Source organism: Streptomyces sp. NBC_00203, assembly GCF_045206325.1.
Classification (GTDB): Bacteria; Actinomycetota; Actinomycetes; order Streptomycetales; family Streptomycetaceae; genus Streptomyces; species Streptomyces lutosisoli.
Window position 1 is genome coordinate 9,089,137 of the sequence record NZ_CP108126.1, and the last position, 14,601, is coordinate 9,103,737.

Here is a 14,601-nt window from a genome sequence, read left to right on the forward strand (position 1 = left end):
CGTCCATGACGGGGCGCCGCCCGCCCCCGGCTGGTCAGGGAGTGACCGTGTAGGTCTGCACGTCGAAGGTCTGCCCCAGCGAGTCGGTGGGCGCGACCGTCACCGAGGTGCCGTCCACCGTGACCTTCAGGAAGTGGTAGACCTGCGCGTCGTCCGTGGGAGCGGTCGCCGCGCCGCAGGCCGAGCCGCGGTTACGGCTGTACGACCAGCCGATCGCGTACGCGTCGGTCGCCGAGCAGCCGTTCTCGCCCACGGAGTGCACATCGGCGCCGCCGCCTCCCGTGACATACGAGACGATCCGTCCCGCGCCGGCGCTGTTGCGCTGGTACAGATGCGAGTGGCCGTTGAAGACGAGGTCGACACCGCCGCCCAGCAACGTCTGCTCCACGTCCGCGAGGAAGGTGTCGCTCGGCTCGCTCGCGCTGTCGGAGCGCAGCGGGAAGTGGAAGAACGCGAACTTCGGCCCGGTCGGATGCGCGGCGAGGTCGGCCTTCAGCCACGCGTACTCGGCGGACCCGCTCTGCCAGTGGGCGTGCGCGTCCTGCTCGTAGATCGCGCAGTGCGAACCGCACGAACCACCCGTCGCCGAACCGGTGTTGGAGTTGCCCCACGCCGTGTCGAGGACGTAGAAGCGGACACCGCCGGTCGTGAACGCGTAGTACGTCGTCGGATAGCTGATCGCGTTCGAGCCGAGGTACGACGGGTAGTCGACCATCCCGAACACGCCGCCCGACGCGGCCGTCAGCGCCGGCTGCCTCCACACGGACAGATAGGTGGCCGTCATGCTGTGGTTGCCGACCGTGCCGATGAGCGGGATACGCATGCCGGGCTGGGCCCAATAGGACGGCCCGAACCACGAACTCACGTCGGGGCCGGTCTGGTTGAGGTCGCCGTACTGCGTCTGAGAGGTACCGGGATGGGTGTTGTCGCCGGTCTGCAGGACGAAGCGCGCGCCGCTCGACCCGATCCGGCTCATCACGTTCGACTGGTTCACGTTCACCGAGCCGTCGTCGACACCGCTGTTCGTGGTCTCACCGGTGTCTCCGAGCACCGCGAAGGTGAAGGGCGCGGTCGAGGACGCGGAGTCGGGGGTGGTGAAGCCCGGGGTGGCCAGGGTGCCGAGGAGATCCGTGCCCGAGGCGGTGTAGACGCGGTAGCAGAAGCCGGTGCTCGCGCTCAGCCCCGTCAGCGTCACCGAGTTCGCGTACTCGCGGGTCGACCCGACGGTGATCGGACTGCCCAGAGACGCCGAAGTCGCCGTCTGGGCCGCGCAGTCGCCGAGCGGTCCATAGCGGACGGAACCCCGACTCTGCGTCGTGGTCGCCCAGTTGACCTGAACGGAGGTCGTCGTGGCGTCCGACAGGTACGGCGCCCGCGTCAACTGCGCGTCGGCACCCGGGAGATCGGCGTGCGCGGGAGCCGTGAACGACAGCGCCGCGCCCACCCCCAGCACGAGGGCGAGCGCGGCGAGACGCGCCTTTCTGCTCAGCGAGCCGCGCGGCGAACCGGCCGTCGAACCGACCGGCGAACCGCTCAGCGAAGATCTGCTCATGTTCTTCTTTCCTTTCTCGTTCTGACACTCCGCAGCCGGGCGAGCCCCGCCACCGCGCCCACCAGCAGCGCGGCGCATCCGGCGATGCGCAGCAACCCCGGCCAGTAGCCGAGGCGTTGGTGCCGGACGCCCCCCGAGGAAGCGGGCGGAACCGACGGCGAGGCGGAGGCAGGCACACCGCGCAGCCGGCGCAGCCCGTCGAGGGCCTGCGTGCCGTGCTCCACCGACGGCTCCACATGCGAGTTCTCACTGAACTCGTTCCAGCTGATCAACCCGAGCACATCCGGGCCCGAGGTCTCGGCGGCCGCGTACTCGACCCGCAGCGTCCGCCCCCCGTCGCGCGGCACCGACTTGGTGCCGCCCACCTTCCGCGCGTCGAAACCGGGCGCGAACGGCGCCATCCAGTAGCCGCCCGCCCCGTGCACGGCCTCGGCCATGGCGCGCAGCTTCGTCTCATGGCGGTCATTGGTGTCGGGGTTCACCGACGACCAGTAATACGCGTCCCCGTCGGTGACCCGCGCCAGCCTGCGGCAGCCCTCCGGGTTCTTCTCGGTGCCGAGGACGGTCAGCCGCGACCGCACGGGCCCGGTGATCCGCGCGATGTCCGTCGTCGCGTACTCCCAGGTCCCGCTGAACACGGTGAGCGGCTTGCCGCCGAGGCGGAAAAAGGCAGGATCCCGCGCGTAACGGTCGCGCAGCAGCCGGAAATCGGCGGCGACGCGGGCCGTCGCCAGCGGGCGGCGGTGGAAGTCGAGGCCCTGGTAGATCACCGCGACCTTGAAGTCCTGCGCCCGGGCCTCGGTCAACAGCAGCTCCAGCCGGCGGTTGTTGACGGCAGTGGATTTCCAGCTCACCACGAAACCGTCGATTCCGGCCGACCGCGCCCATGCGATATGCGTACGGATCACGGAGGCGTCGTCGCTCGAATACCGGCCCAGGCGTGGGTAGTCGGTCTTCGCCCGCTGCCAGGACGAGCGCTCGAACCACTGGTAGTAGTACGCGAGAAGCGGCGCCCGGCCCCCGCGCACCGCCGAGGCCGGGGCGGGCGCCGGCAGCAGCCCGGCCACCACCAGGGCCAGGACCACCACCAGCGCCGCTCGTCTCACACCCCACCCCGCCTTCTGCGCAGCCTCCGCCCCGCGAGGAGCAGTCCGAGCGTCACCGTTGCCAACACCCCTGCGGCCAGGGCGAGATCGGCCCGGCTGACCACCCGTACCTGTACCGACTGCGTCCGTGAGAGCCGGATCTGCTGCTCGGCCCGCAGCCCGTTGCCGCCGGTGACCTCCACCTCGTACCGCCCGTGCGGCAGATTCCGCAGCGTGGCCGTCCGGTCGTCGCCGAACGGCACGGCGCGTACGGATCCGTCGGGCAGCGTCACCCGCGCCGTGCTCCCGGCCTCCGAACCGAACACGGCGTCTCGTGCCGAGACGGTCAGATCGTGGAACGGCGTCGTCAAGGTCACCTCACGCTCCTCGGCGGGCCGGAACCGCTGCCGCCCGGCGTCCACGGTGTTCGCGCCGTACGCGGTGGCCGACAGCAGCACATATCCGACCCTGCGCGAGGTGAGCACGCTCTTGCGGTACACGGGCCGTAGCCCGTCGAGCCAGACCGGGCGCCCCACCGGCAGCCGCTGTGTGCGCCCCGTGTCACTGCGTACGGTCACCATCGGCACCAGCGCCCGAGGCACCGCCTTCCCGTCCTGGTCGACGCAGCGCAGCGTCACCCGGTAGCGCGCGGTGAACGCCGCCGTCACCGTGTAGTCCGCCCGCAGCGGCAGACCCTCCACCGTGCGCCGGAACGCCTGGTCGGGGTCCCGCTGCCCGGCCCACCGCGCGAACCTGAACTCCTCGTCAGCAGAGCCCAGTTCACCGTCGTCGACCGCTAGTGTGTGGCCGTCGAAGTCGTGCGTGCCCGTGAAGCGAACCGTGCCGTCCGTCCCCGTCACGCCCGTCCGGCCGTCGAACACGAAGCGCACTCCGGCCAGTTGCGGTGCCGTGCGTACGGTGATGGTGACCGGGCCCGCCGCGAACGCGGGCGTCGGCAGCAGACAGCAGCCCAGGACGACCACGGCCAGCGTCAACCACCTCATGATGTACGCCAATTGGGCCGCACCGCCCCCCACAGCAGCAGCGCCACCAGGGCCGAGGCTCCGCCGTACACCGCGTACACGGGTGTGGGCGAGGGCCGGTGGGCCACGGGCAGGGCGGCCTCCCGCGCGTCGTCGGGGATGAGTTCGGCCTGGCGCGGCGGCGACCGGAAGTCGAAGGCTGCGGCCAGGCTGCGCACTTCGGAGGTCCGCCCGCCGAGCTTCCGCAGCCCCCAGTTCTCCTCCACGAACCGCAGGGCGCTCGCCGCCTCGTACTGGCCGTGCTGCACCTGGCCGCGCGCCGTGTACGGGCTGACCAGCAGCGCGGGCACCCGCAGCCCGCGTCCGGCCGGCGGCTTCACATGGTCGTACCAGCCGCCGGATCCGTCGTACGACCACAACAGGGCTGAGGAGCTCCAGTACTGACTGACCATCAACTGGGAGGTCAGCTCGCGCACCAGCCGCTGCCCGGCGGGGATCGACCGCGCGGACCGCTCGCCCGCGCCCGACGATGCGATGTACGCGACCGCGGGCAGCGTTCCGCGCTCCAGGTCCCGGTAGTACTCGCTGAGATCGGCGATGTGGGAGTTGAGTTTCGGGTCGTCGACGAAACGCGGGACGTCGAGGAGGGGCACGCGCACCGTCTGCGTGGCCGGGTCGGTGGGGGAGGTGGTGCGGTAGGTCTTCTTCGGGTCGTAGTTCTGGACGTAGAACTTCCAGCTGACGCCGGCTTCTTCGAGCCGGTCGAAGACGGTCGCCCCGCTGAGATCGGGGCCGCCGGTCACCCACTGGGCGCGGTTGGCGCGGGTGCCGTCGAGCGAGGACGCGAAGTAGTGGTCGAAGAGTTCGTAGCGGTCCGCCGCGTTCCAGTAGAAGGGCAGGTCCCGGCGGTCGTAGTGGCCCATCGCCACCCGCCCGTCCCGGCCCTGCCGCTCGAAGGCGGCGACGAAGGAGTCCATCCGTCCCCCGTTGTACTGCTGTTGGACCAGACGGGGCCCGGCGCCGGGCGACACGGGTGTCGCGTCGTGCAGCGGATAAGGCGCCACCAGACCGTCGCCCGGATGCTTCGGATCGACCGCCTGACGGGCTCGCGCGGGCAGCCCCTCGGCTCCCGGATACGTGCCGAAGTAGTGGTCGAAGGTGCGGTCGCCCTGCATGAGGTAGACGAAGTGCTCAATCGGCGTACGGGTGGACGGAGTTGACGCCGAACCCGTCCCGGTCCCGGATGCCGACGCCGTGCCGCTTCCCGTGAGGAGCAGCAGGAGCATCGCGGCGAACACCGCCCCGATCCGGGGGATCATGACACCCTCACCCGGTAGACGATCACGACCCGCACCCCGTCCGTGTTCCGCGCGGTGAACACCGCGTCCCCGTGGTAACGCCCCACCAGGTCCTGGAACTTGGCGGTGAAGAAGGGGGTACGCCGGGCGGTGTACGCGTCCCACACCAGGTACTGGAAGCGGCCGTCCCGCAGGGCGCGGTCCGGGTTCTCGACGGCCCGGTAGCTGGGGTTGCGGCGCGCCGGATCGGGCGAGACGGACAGGGCGGAGACGGGCCGCAGCCCGTAGTACTGCACCACGTTCGCCATCGAAGGGCCGATGGCCAGCAGCCGCGCACCCTCCGGCGCGTTCGTCCGCACCCACAGTCCCGCCTCGCGCCCGCCCGGCAGCCCGCCGGTCCCGGCCAGGAACCGGGCGCCGGTCTGCGGCGCGGTCCGCAGCCAGGACGGAACGGCGAGCGAGACGACGACCAGACAGACGGCGGCAACGGCGGCGACGCGCTGGGCGCGCACCACGCGCGGGAACGAGGTGAGCGTGCGCCCTGCCAGCACCGCGAAGACGGGCGCGGCGGGCAGCAGATACTGGAAGCCCTTCACCGGCCAGACCGTGAAGAACAGCGCGGGCACGGCCACCCAGCACACCAGCAGCCGCTCCCGCCAGGTGTTCTCCCGCCGTAGCCACACCAGCCCGGCGACGGCGGCGACGACCACCAACGGGCCCACCGCCCAGGGGACTTCGCGCGCATAGAAGTAGTAGGGGTGGTTGGCGCGGCGGAACATCTGCCACAGCAGATAGTTTCCGCCCGCCTTCGAGTGCCCGGACAGCGCCTGCGACAGCGGATGCGCCACCGCCACCACCGCGATCGCCGCCAGTGCGGGCAGCAGATGCCGCCAGCGGGTCCGCACGGCCGGGGTGAGCGCGAAGAAGGCGTAGAGCGAACCGAGGAAGACGATCGACGTCTCCTTGGCGAGCACCGTGAGCCCGAGCATGCCGCCCGCGGCCAACAGCCAGCGCGGCGCGGGCGATTCGGCGTAGCGCACGACGCAGTACAGCGCACCGGTCGCGCACAGCGTCATCGGCGCGTCGAGCAGTACCTGACGGCTCACGACGACGTGGTACGGCATCACCGCGAGCAGCAGCGCGGCCACGAGCGCGGCCCGCCGCCCGTACAGCCGGCGGCCAAGACCGTACGTCATCGCGACCGTCACCACGCCGAGCAGCGCCGGGACCGCGCGCGCCGCCCAGTCGCTCTCGTGCACCCGCAGCGCCAGCGACACCAGCGACTGGAAGAGCACGGGGTGCGCCCTGAACACCGGGAAGAGCGAGCCCAGTTGGCCGTCCCCGGCGAGCGAGGCCGACGTGCCCGCGTACACCGCCTCGTCGCTGTTGAACCCGGTGTCCGTCAGCCGGTACAGGCGCAGAAACGCCGCGACGAGCAGCACCGCGGCCAGCGGTGCCGCCCGCCGCAGGGACACCCCGGCGCCGGAGGGGGCCGGCGCCGGGGTGGTGCGGGCTGCCCCCGAGGGGAGCACGGACCGTTCGGTCATGCGGCGGCGCCGGGCATGAGCCCCCAGCGAGGCCACGCGTCGACCCGCACCTGTGCGGTGTGCGGCTCCTCCTCAAGGCGCGCGGTGTCCCGCTCACCGGCCAGCAGCCGCGGGATCTCGTCCGCCCAGCCGAAGCAGTCCGACGCGAGGACCCGGGTGCGGACACCGGAGAGGAACCCGGCGAGGATCTCCCGTTCGAGGGCCCGCAGCTCGGCGTGGTCGAGGCCGCCGATACGCAGCGCGGGCGCCAGATAGCGGTACGGCGGAAAACCGTACGCGTCCTCCGTGTTGACGAGCATCCGCTCCAACGCCTCGGTGCCGTCGAGGTCGTACAAGGACGGCGTACCCCGCTCGATGACGAACAGGTCCTTCACCTCGACGCTCGACCCGAGCCGGCAGGGCACGAGCCGGTCGACGCTGTACTTCGGCGGCGGCACCAGGATCTGTGTGATCGCGTTGATGCCCATGATCGGCAGATTGAAGCGGGCCAGCATCAGCGCGATCGACCGGCCGCCCTTGGAGTGCAGCCGCGACTGGAGGTTGAGCCGGCGCCACTCCCTCTTCGTCAGATCCTCGGCGTGCACGGCACGCAGGGTGTGCGCGCTGATGGTGAGCGGCTTCGGGAAGCACACCGCCCGGCCCGTGGCGTCCACCACCGTCATGTCGTCCGACAGGAACCGCCCACCGTGCTCGCGCAGCAGCCGCAGTACGGTCGCGGTCTTGCCGGTGTCGGTGAGCGCGGACAACATCACGCCGTGGCCGTCGAGTTCGACACAGGCCGAGTGCAGCAGCATCCGCCCGCGCGAGATCAGCACGAACCGCAGCAGCGCTTCGACTACGTTCGTGTAGACGACGTGCGGGGAGCGCGCGAGCAGCGGACCGACCTCTACGGTGATCGGTGGACCCAGCCGTACACGGAAGTTGGCGCCGAACCGGCCCAGGTGCTCCTCGTAGCGCAGTGCGGCCGACTCGCCGCGGTCCTCGGTGAGCGCCGCGCGCCGCCGGGGCATGCGCCGGCCGACGTCACCGACGCGTACCGCGATGTCGACCTCCGCGTCCGGGATCCACTGGGCGCGGAAGAACTCCAGCTCGGGCAGCCGGATCTGGGATCCGATGGTGACGGTACCGGCGACGTCGTACCGATAGGGGAGGTAAACGGACCGCTTGCGGCTGGGCGCCTCGGCGGCACTCTCCGCCTCCGGATCCACCAACATCCGTACGGGATCCCGCCGTTGGACCTTCTTCTCGCCACCCCGGTAGATCATGCGATCGCTGATCACGAAGCGGAGCACGAAGAGGAGTACGAGGCTGAGGGCGTTGGCGGTGAGCACGCCCATGCCCGCGAGCACCAGCCATTGGAGCAGCGGCAGCCGGGCGACGAGCAGCAGGTTGTTCATCGCGAAGAACCGGCCCGCGCGCCCGTACCAGGTGCCCTTCCGCTGCCCCCCGCGGTACACGGCGGCATCGGTGAGGACGAAGTTCCAGGCGGTGGAGAACTGCGTGGCGAGAGCCGCGCCGACCAGGTGATGGACACCGAGCAGATCGAAGAAGAGCCACAGCGCCGCCGTGTTGACCGCGACCCCGGACAGACCTACCGCTCCGAACGCGCTCATCCGCAGAAACTGCCGCTGCCCGCCCGCCACTCCGCGGCGCAGCCGCCCGACATGCCGTACGAACGCGATCCCTTCCCGGAGCGAGGCCTTGGAGCGACCCGCCTCGCGAGGCGCGAAGGTGTACGCGACCTCGGCGACCCGGGCCGCCGGGTGCCGCACCAGGATCTCCAGCAGGATCTTGAAGCCGACGGGCCGCAGCCGGTCGGTGTCGATCACGTCCTTGCGGAAGGCGAACAGTCCGCTGAGCGGATCGCTGACGGTGGCCAGTCGACGCGGGAACGCCGCCTTGACCAGGCGCGTAGCGGTCGACGAGGTCGCCTGCCGACCGGCGCCCGCGAGCCCCTCGGACTGACCGGTACCGGCGTACCGGGTGCCGACGGCGATGTCGACGCCCTCCCGCATCGCCGTCCTGGCCAGCAGCGCGGCGGCCCCCGGCGGATGCTGCAGATCCCCGTCCATCACGAGGACCCAGTCGCCGCGCGCGACCCGGGTGCCGGCGACCACCGCACCCGACAGGCCCCCGCCGCGCAGACCTGGCGGACGGTGCAGCACGCGGACCGGGACCCGGCTGCCCGGCGCGAGGGCAGCGATCTCCTCGACCGTGCCGTCGTCGCTGTCGTCCACGAACAGGATCTCCGCGCCGAGCGGCGCGACCGCGGGCGAGAGCCGGGCCAGGAGCAGCGGAACGGTCTCCTGCTCATCGCGCGTGGGCACCAGGACGGTCAGCCGGGGCGCGGCACCATCGCCGTGTGCGCCCCCGCCGAGATCCTGGACCCCGAGATCCTGGACACCTGGATCCTCCGGATGGGCCCCCTCGCGGGCATCCGTACGGGAATTGATGACATGCGTCATGGAGTCCCCCCTGAACGCGCGCCCGTCGGCGACACAGCGCGACGGGCACCGAGTCCGCCCGAGGAAACGGGCGGAGAAGTGAGCGGTGACCCTCGCGGCGTGCGGTCTCGACGCGGCGCGGGGAGGTACAGGACGTGCCAGAGGTACGGGACGTACCTGGCTCCACGGTCAGGAGCGGAAGCCAGAGATTAGCAGCGGGCGTGCGCGGTTCGCCTGGGATTCGGCTCGTATCGGACGGTAATTAGCTTGCTGTTAACCCTAGTTGGTCCGCTGTTGCCCCTTGAGCCACTCCTCGTCCCATCTGTACCGGTCAGACGTAGGCAGATCTACGCATCGATTACATGGAGGTGAAAGTCTGCGCATTCTTCACGTGCGCCCTGCTGAAGCCACCGTTCCGCGACAACCATGACTCGCATGCCTTCCGACGAAACAGCATCCCTGCCGGAAGCCCCCACCGGTGCGCCCGGGGGTGCGCCGCCCTTCCCCGCGCGGGACCACGCGGTCACCCTGATGGACGCGATGCGCGCGGTCCTGGCCATGATCGACGACATGGAGGCCCTGAGAACCGAGAACCGTCAGCTCAAGGAGGCCCTCGAGGGCCGCGCCCTGATCGAACGCGCCAAGGGCATCCTCATGGCCCGCCGCGGCTGCGACGAGGCGACCGCCTTCCGGATGCTCGTCGCCCTCTCCCGCAAGCAGCACCGCAAGGTGCGCGCGGTGGCGGCGGACTTCGCGGAGGGGGTCGGGACGGGTGGGATGGATGTGGGCGTGCATCCCCTGACGTGAGGGCGGCCGACGGCGGAGGCGTTCGCCTCCGGGAAGGCGAGCCCCGGGTAGTCGGCCAGTCACCCATGGTGAGGCCGGAAGCGCACCCCCACCCCGCCCCGCACATCGGCTCCAGCGGCCCGGATATGCAGGTGAAAGGCACTCCGAAACCTTGGTATTGTTGTCCATGTCGCCGCGGGGAACACCCCCGGCCAGGCGGCAGACACCTAGTCCGGGTGGCGGAATGGCAGACGCGCTAGCTTGAGGTGCTAGTGCCCTTTATCGGGCGTGGGGGTTCAAGTCCCCCCTCGGACACAATCTCTGCATACGCGTATGGCGCCGACTGAGTTCCGGTCGGCGCCATACGCGTTTTCGTTGTCTATGGGCCGGGCCGGGGGAGAAAGCTTGATGGTTCAAGTGAATCTCTTTAGGGTTCCTTGAATATTCAAGTTCTGCTGGAGTGGTGCGCGGTCATCGCGCCGCCGTCACCTGAACCGTTGCGCGCTCGTTCCAGACCGCCGTGTGAAATCCCTGACGGCTCCGCGACGTTGCATCACCACAGGCAGCAGTCCGCCCCCACTTCTTCGGAGTTGAGTCATGACCGAGCGAGCCGACCGCATCATCGACGCCCTGCGCAGCGGGCACGACTACCTGACCTCCGTGGTGCGCGGAATCGCCGCCGCCGACCTCGGGCGGCCGTCCGGAGCGTCGGAGTGGGATGTGTCGCAGGTGCTCAGCCACCTCGGCAGCGGCGCGGAGATCGGCCTCGCCACTCTCGAAGGCGCGCTGAACGGCACCGGCCCGCAGGACGGCGACTTCAACAAGTCGGTCTGGGCGCGCTGGGACGCCATGTCCCCGGCCGAGAGGGCCGAGGGCTTTGTGACGGCCAACGAGACGCTGGTACGCCGCTACGAGGGCCTCGACCCGCGGACGCGCGAGGAACTGCGCATCGATCTCGGCTTCCTGCCGGTGCCCGTCGACCTCGCGACGGCGGCCGGTCTGCGACTCAGCGAGTTCGCCCACCACTCCTGGGACGTGGAGGTCGCCTTCGACCACACGGCGAGCCTGGCGCCCGCCGCGACGGAACTCCTCCTCGACCAGGTCGGCCTGCTCATAGGTTTCCTCGGCAAGACCGACGCCCTGGACGGCCGCCGGGCCGACCTCGCCGTGCGGACCACCGCTCCCGCGCGGACCTTCGGGCTCGGCCTGGGCGACACGGTCACGCTCACCGACCCGCCGGCCCAGCCCGACGCGGTGCTCACCGCCCCCGCCGAGTGGTGGCTGCGACTCACCACCGGCCGTCACGCCCCCGCGTACACCCCGAGCACCGTGACCCTCACGGGCGACAGCCTCACCCTCGACGACCTGCGGCGGGTCTTCCCCGGTTTCTGAGCCGCGCGGTACCCGACCAGTCCGGTCCGGGAAGCTCGCCCGGAGCAGAGCCGAACTCGCCCCCACAGTGGGGGCGAGCTCGGCCCGTATGCCTTCCGGGACGGAAACGTTGGTACCGTGCCGCCGCCAGCTGGAGGATCAAGGAAGGACGGCAACGTGCGGGAAGTGACGTGCCACAGCGTCAGCGAGCAGCGGATATCCCACGCCCTGGAGGACATCTGGGGGCGGGCGTTCGACCGCTGGCACGGGCTGCGTTACGACCGCCTGTCCCTGAAGTCCCTTCAGGAGATGGGCGACGAACTCCTCGACCATGTCGCCGCACGTGCCCTGGCGGACCCCACGCTCGGCGCCGCCTCCGCACGCACAGTCCTGCGTACCGCGGCCGAGTGCGCCCTCGGGGTGCTGAGCCTCGGCGCCTTCCCCGACGGCGACTTCGAGGTCCCCTTCCCTCTCGTCGACGAGAGGCTGAGCAGCGAGGACTTCGGGTTCGGGGACGCGGTGGACCTCGCGCCCAACCCGGGGACCTGGCTGGACGCGTTCGCGTTGTGCCTGATCAGTGGCGCGGTCTGGGAGCGGGACCGGGTGATGGGTCTGCTGCTGCGGGAGGACTATGCGCCCGCGATCCGCGACGGGGTGCCGTACTCGCCGCTGGAGTCGCGGTCGGATCCCGCGGGCCTCGCGGAGATGGACGCGCTGTGCGGCTACCTGACTCCGGCACGCGGGCACCTGCCCCGGGACTGGCCCACTGTGACGCTGTGCAAGCCGGACGCCGAAGAACGCCTGGCGGCGACACGGCGATTGGACGCCCTCGATGCGCTGACGCCGGATCAGCAGCTTCTCCGCGTACTCCTGGAGGACGACCAGCCGGCCTTCGAACGGGCCCTGGCCGGACGTCTCGTCCAGCACCGGGAGAGCGCGGCAGCCGATGCGGCCCCCCGGAGCCTGCTGCCGGTCGGCGCGATCGCTCTGGCCGCGCTGGCTGTCCAAGTGCACGGGTGGGAGTTGCGCATCAGGTCCGGCTATCTGCCGGAAGGCCTGCTGCGTGCCCCGGAGGGCGCTCCGCGGGTCGGCCGCGTGGGCGCCATCACACGTGACAGGGGTGGTGAACAAGCGCTTAGATAGTGAGTCTCGGCCTTGCCCGAGTCTCGACCTCGTCCGCGCCGAGCTGGAGGCCCTGTTGCTGTTCTCATCCGTCGACGACGTCTCCGCGCGACTCGCCGAGACCGGCTATCTGGCGTCGCCCGCGGTCGCCACGACCGTCTTCCTGGCCGACCGCCTCGGCAAGCCGCTCCTGGTGGAGGGCCCCGCCGGGGTCGGCAAGACGGAACTGGCCAAGGCCGTCGCGGAGGTCGCCGGAGCCCGACTGGTCCGGCTGCAGTGCTACGAAGGCGTCGACGAGTCACGGGCGTTGTACGAGTGGAACCACGCCAAGCAGCTCCTGCGCATCACCGCGGGCCGCGACGAGTCGTGGGACGAGACGCGCACGGACATCTTCAGCGAGGAGTTCCTGCTGGCGCGCCCGCTGCTCACCGCCATCCGCGGCGACGACCCCAAGGTGCTGCTCATCGACGAGACCGACAAGGCCGACGTCGAGGTGGAGGGCCTGCTGCTGGAAGTGCTCAGCGACTTCCAGGTCACCGTCCCCGAGCTCGGCACGATCGCCGCGACCAGCCGCCCCTTCGTGGTGCTCACGTCGAACGCGAGCCGGGAGCTGTCCGAGGCGCTGCGCCGACGCTGTCTCTTCCTGCACATCGGGTTCCCGGACGAGGAGCTGGAGCGTCGCATCGTACGGCTGAAGGTGCCGGGCCTCGACGAGACCCTGAACGAGTCCGTGGTGCGGGTGGTCGGGGCGCTGCGCGAGATGGATCTGCGGAAGGTTCCGTCGGTCGCCGAGACCATCGACTGGGCGCGCACGCTGCTCGCGCTCGGGGCCGACACCCTCGACGAGAGCGTCGTACGCGACAGCCTCGGCGTGATCCTCAAGCATCAGGACGACATCCTCAAGGCGGCGGCCAAGCTCGACCTGGACGCCATGTGAACGCTCCCGCGCCGGCGACGGGTGTCGCGGAGCGGCTGACAGGTCTTGTCGGCGCGCTGCGCTCGCACGGCGTCCGGATCGGCACCGGGGAAACCGTCGACGCCGCACAGACGTTGGAGGCGCTCGGCCTCGCGGACCGCGAGCGGCTGCGCGAAGGGCTGGCCGCCACGCTGCTGCACACCAGCGGACAGCGACGGGTGTTCGACCCGGTCTTCGACGTGTACTTTCCGCGCGGTGTCGGAGCGCCCGGTACCGAAGCACCCGCGGACCGGGAGGATCTGCGCGACCGGCTCGCCGCCGCGCTCGCCGCCAACGACCAGGCGATGCTGGCCCGGCTGGCGGTCGAGGCGGTGGACGGCTTCGGCGGGTACGGGGCATCGCCCGGATCGGACGGCTGGTCGTCGTACCAGACACTCGACCGGCTCCGCCCGCAGACGCTGATGGCCCGCGTGCGGGACACCGTCCGAGCCCGGGGCGACGGCACGGGGTTCACCGACCGGCTGCTGGAGGACGAGATCCGGCACCGTATCGAAGGCTTCCGGCGCCAGGTCGCCACGGAGGCGCGCCGCCGGGTCGCCGAGCGGCGCGGACGGGACCAGATCGCGCGGCGGGCGGTCGCCACGACCGCCGACCGGGTCGACTTCCTGTTCGCCGGACGGGAGCAGGTCGCCGAGCTGCGCAAGGTGGTTCAGCCGCTCGCACGCAAGCTGGCCACCCGGCTCGCCGCGCGCCGCCGCCGTGCCGCCCGCGGCACCATCGACCTGCGGCGGACCCTGCGCGGGTCGCTGTCCACGGGCGGGGTGCCGATGCGACCGGTGCTGCGCCGGCGCCGTCCCGTCCGGCCCGAACTGGTGCTGCTGTGCGATGTGTCGGGCTCGGTGTCGGGCTTCTCCGACTTCACGATGCTGCTGGTGCAGGCGCTGCACGACCAGTTCAGCAAGGTGCGGGTGTTCGCCTTCGTCAACCTGATCGACGAGGTGACCGGGCTGCTGGTGCACGGCGCCGCCGACGCGGACGGACTGAGCGCCCGCATCCGGGCCGAGGCGACCCTGACGGGCTGGCACGGCAGCAGCGACTACGGCGTCTCGTTCGGCGCCTTCGACGAGCGGTACGCCGACGCGGTGGGCCCGCGCACCACCGTGTTCATCCTCGGCGACGCCCGCACCAACATGAGCGACCCGAACCTGCCGGCCGTACGGCACCTGTCCGAGCGGGCCCGCCGCGTCTACTGGCTGAACCCCGAGCAGCGCTCGCAATGGGGCACGGGCGACTCCGCCGCGCCCGCCTACGCGGAACTCGTCGAGATGTACGAGTCCCGCAACGCCCAGCAGCTCAGCGGGCTGATCGCCCGGCTGCTGCCGGTCTGACGCCGGGCTTCGACGGAGCCGGCGGTCCGCACCTCCTCGATGCCGTGGCCGGCCACCCTCTGTGGTAGCGTCAAACGTTTGCACGGTCGTCACGGCCGACGGCTCTGCC

At 71.0% G+C, this 14,601-nt stretch carries 11 protein-coding genes and 1 tRNA gene; 6 read left to right on the forward strand and 6 right to left on the reverse strand.

The window, feature by feature from the left end; translation table 11 throughout:
* Positions 1 to 34: 34 nt before the first annotated feature.
* Genes OG975_RS40335 through OG975_RS40360 form a run of 6 tightly spaced genes read right to left on the reverse strand, consistent with a single transcriptional unit; the run spans position 35 to position 8,930 of the window.
* Positions 35 to 1,552, reverse strand: a complete 1,518-nt coding sequence (locus OG975_RS40335; protein WP_406334523.1) for a fibronectin type III domain-containing protein — start codon at positions 1,550 to 1,552, stop codon at positions 35 to 37.
* On the reverse strand, positions 1,549 to 2,658 hold the full coding sequence (locus OG975_RS40340) for an endo-1,3-alpha-glucanase family glycosylhydrolase (RefSeq protein WP_406334525.1): 1,110 nt from the start codon (positions 2,656 to 2,658) through the stop codon (positions 1,549 to 1,551). Before OG975_RS40340 ends, OG975_RS40335 begins: the two co-directional genes overlap by 4 nt.
* Positions 2,655 to 3,641 (reverse strand): hypothetical protein, encoded by a 987-nt coding sequence (locus OG975_RS40345; RefSeq protein ID WP_406334527.1) that lies wholly within the window; start codon positions 3,639 to 3,641, stop codon positions 2,655 to 2,657. The genes OG975_RS40340 and OG975_RS40345 overlap by 4 nt, the downstream gene beginning before the upstream one ends.
* Complete coding sequence (locus tag OG975_RS40350) at positions 3,638 to 4,939, reverse strand: alkaline phosphatase family protein (RefSeq protein ID WP_406334528.1); 1,302 nt, start codon at positions 4,937 to 4,939, stop codon at positions 3,638 to 3,640. The genes OG975_RS40345 and OG975_RS40350 overlap by 4 nt, the downstream gene beginning before the upstream one ends.
* The gene (locus tag OG975_RS40355; protein ID WP_406334529.1) at positions 4,936 to 6,465 is read right to left on the reverse strand and encodes an ArnT family glycosyltransferase; all 1,530 of its coding nucleotides are present in this window, start codon (positions 6,463 to 6,465) and stop codon (positions 4,936 to 4,938) included. The genes OG975_RS40350 and OG975_RS40355 overlap by 4 nt, the downstream gene beginning before the upstream one ends.
* Entirely contained in the window at positions 6,462 to 8,930 is a 2,469-nt protein-coding gene (locus OG975_RS40360) for a glycosyltransferase (RefSeq protein WP_406334531.1), read from the reverse strand. Before OG975_RS40360 ends, OG975_RS40355 begins: the two co-directional genes overlap by 4 nt.
* Before the next feature lie 414 nt (positions 8,931 to 9,344).
* Here OG975_RS40360 and OG975_RS40365 point away from each other — a divergent pair, with 414 nt between their 5' ends.
* From OG975_RS40365 to OG975_RS40390, 6 genes are all read left to right on the forward strand, one after another.
* Positions 9,345 to 9,716: an ANTAR domain-containing response regulator gene (locus tag OG975_RS40365; RefSeq protein ID WP_406334532.1), complete on the forward strand. Its 372-nt coding sequence runs from the start codon at positions 9,345 to 9,347 to the stop codon at positions 9,714 to 9,716.
* 209 nt (positions 9,717 to 9,925) lie between these two features.
* Positions 9,926 to 10,010: transfer RNA gene (locus OG975_RS40370), tRNA-Leu, on the forward strand.
* Positions 10,011 to 10,292: 282 nt separating this feature from the next.
* Positions 10,293 to 11,087 carry a maleylpyruvate isomerase family mycothiol-dependent enzyme gene (locus OG975_RS40375; protein WP_406334533.1) on the forward strand — a complete coding sequence of 265 codons (795 nt, stop codon included), beginning with the start codon at positions 10,293 to 10,295 and terminating at the stop codon, positions 11,085 to 11,087.
* A gap of 156 nt (positions 11,088 to 11,243) precedes the next feature.
* Positions 11,244 to 12,209: an immunity 49 family protein gene (locus OG975_RS40380; protein ID WP_406334534.1), complete on the forward strand. Its 966-nt coding sequence runs from the start codon at positions 11,244 to 11,246 to the stop codon at positions 12,207 to 12,209.
* Between the two features lie 58 nt (positions 12,210 to 12,267).
* Entirely contained in the window at positions 12,268 to 13,125 is an 858-nt protein-coding gene (locus OG975_RS40385) for an AAA family ATPase (RefSeq protein ID WP_406336687.1), read from the forward strand.
* A complete protein-coding gene (locus tag OG975_RS40390; RefSeq protein ID WP_406334535.1) occupies positions 13,122 to 14,492 on the forward strand; it encodes a VWA domain-containing protein in 1,371 nt (456 codons plus the stop codon). Before OG975_RS40385 ends, OG975_RS40390 begins: the two co-directional genes overlap by 4 nt.
* Positions 14,493 to 14,601 lie beyond the last annotated feature (109 nt).

Excerpts from the sequence above, each read along its gene's own strand:
- OG975_RS40335 (WP_406334523.1), bottom strand. The coding sequence starts at position 1,552 with ATGAGCAGATCTTCGCTGAGCGGTTCGCCGGTCGGTTCGACGGCCGGT.
- OG975_RS40345 (WP_406334527.1), bottom strand. The coding sequence starts at position 3,641 with ATGAGGTGGTTGACGCTGGCCGTGGTCGTCCTGGGCTGCTGTCTGCTG.
- OG975_RS40350 (WP_406334528.1), bottom strand. The coding sequence starts at position 4,939 with ATGATCCCCCGGATCGGGGCGGTGTTCGCCGCGATGCTCCTGCTGCTC.
- OG975_RS40355 (WP_406334529.1), bottom strand. The coding sequence starts at position 6,465 with ATGACCGAACGGTCCGTGCTCCCCTCGGGGGCAGCCCGCACCACCCCG.
- OG975_RS40360 (WP_406334531.1), bottom strand. The coding sequence starts at position 8,930 with ATGACGCATGTCATCAATTCCCGTACGGATGCCCGCGAGGGGGCCCAT.
- OG975_RS40365 (WP_406334532.1), top strand. The coding sequence starts at position 9,345 with ATGCCTTCCGACGAAACAGCATCCCTGCCGGAAGCCCCCACCGGTGCG.
- OG975_RS40375 (WP_406334533.1), top strand. The coding sequence starts at position 10,293 with ATGACCGAGCGAGCCGACCGCATCATCGACGCCCTGCGCAGCGGGCAC.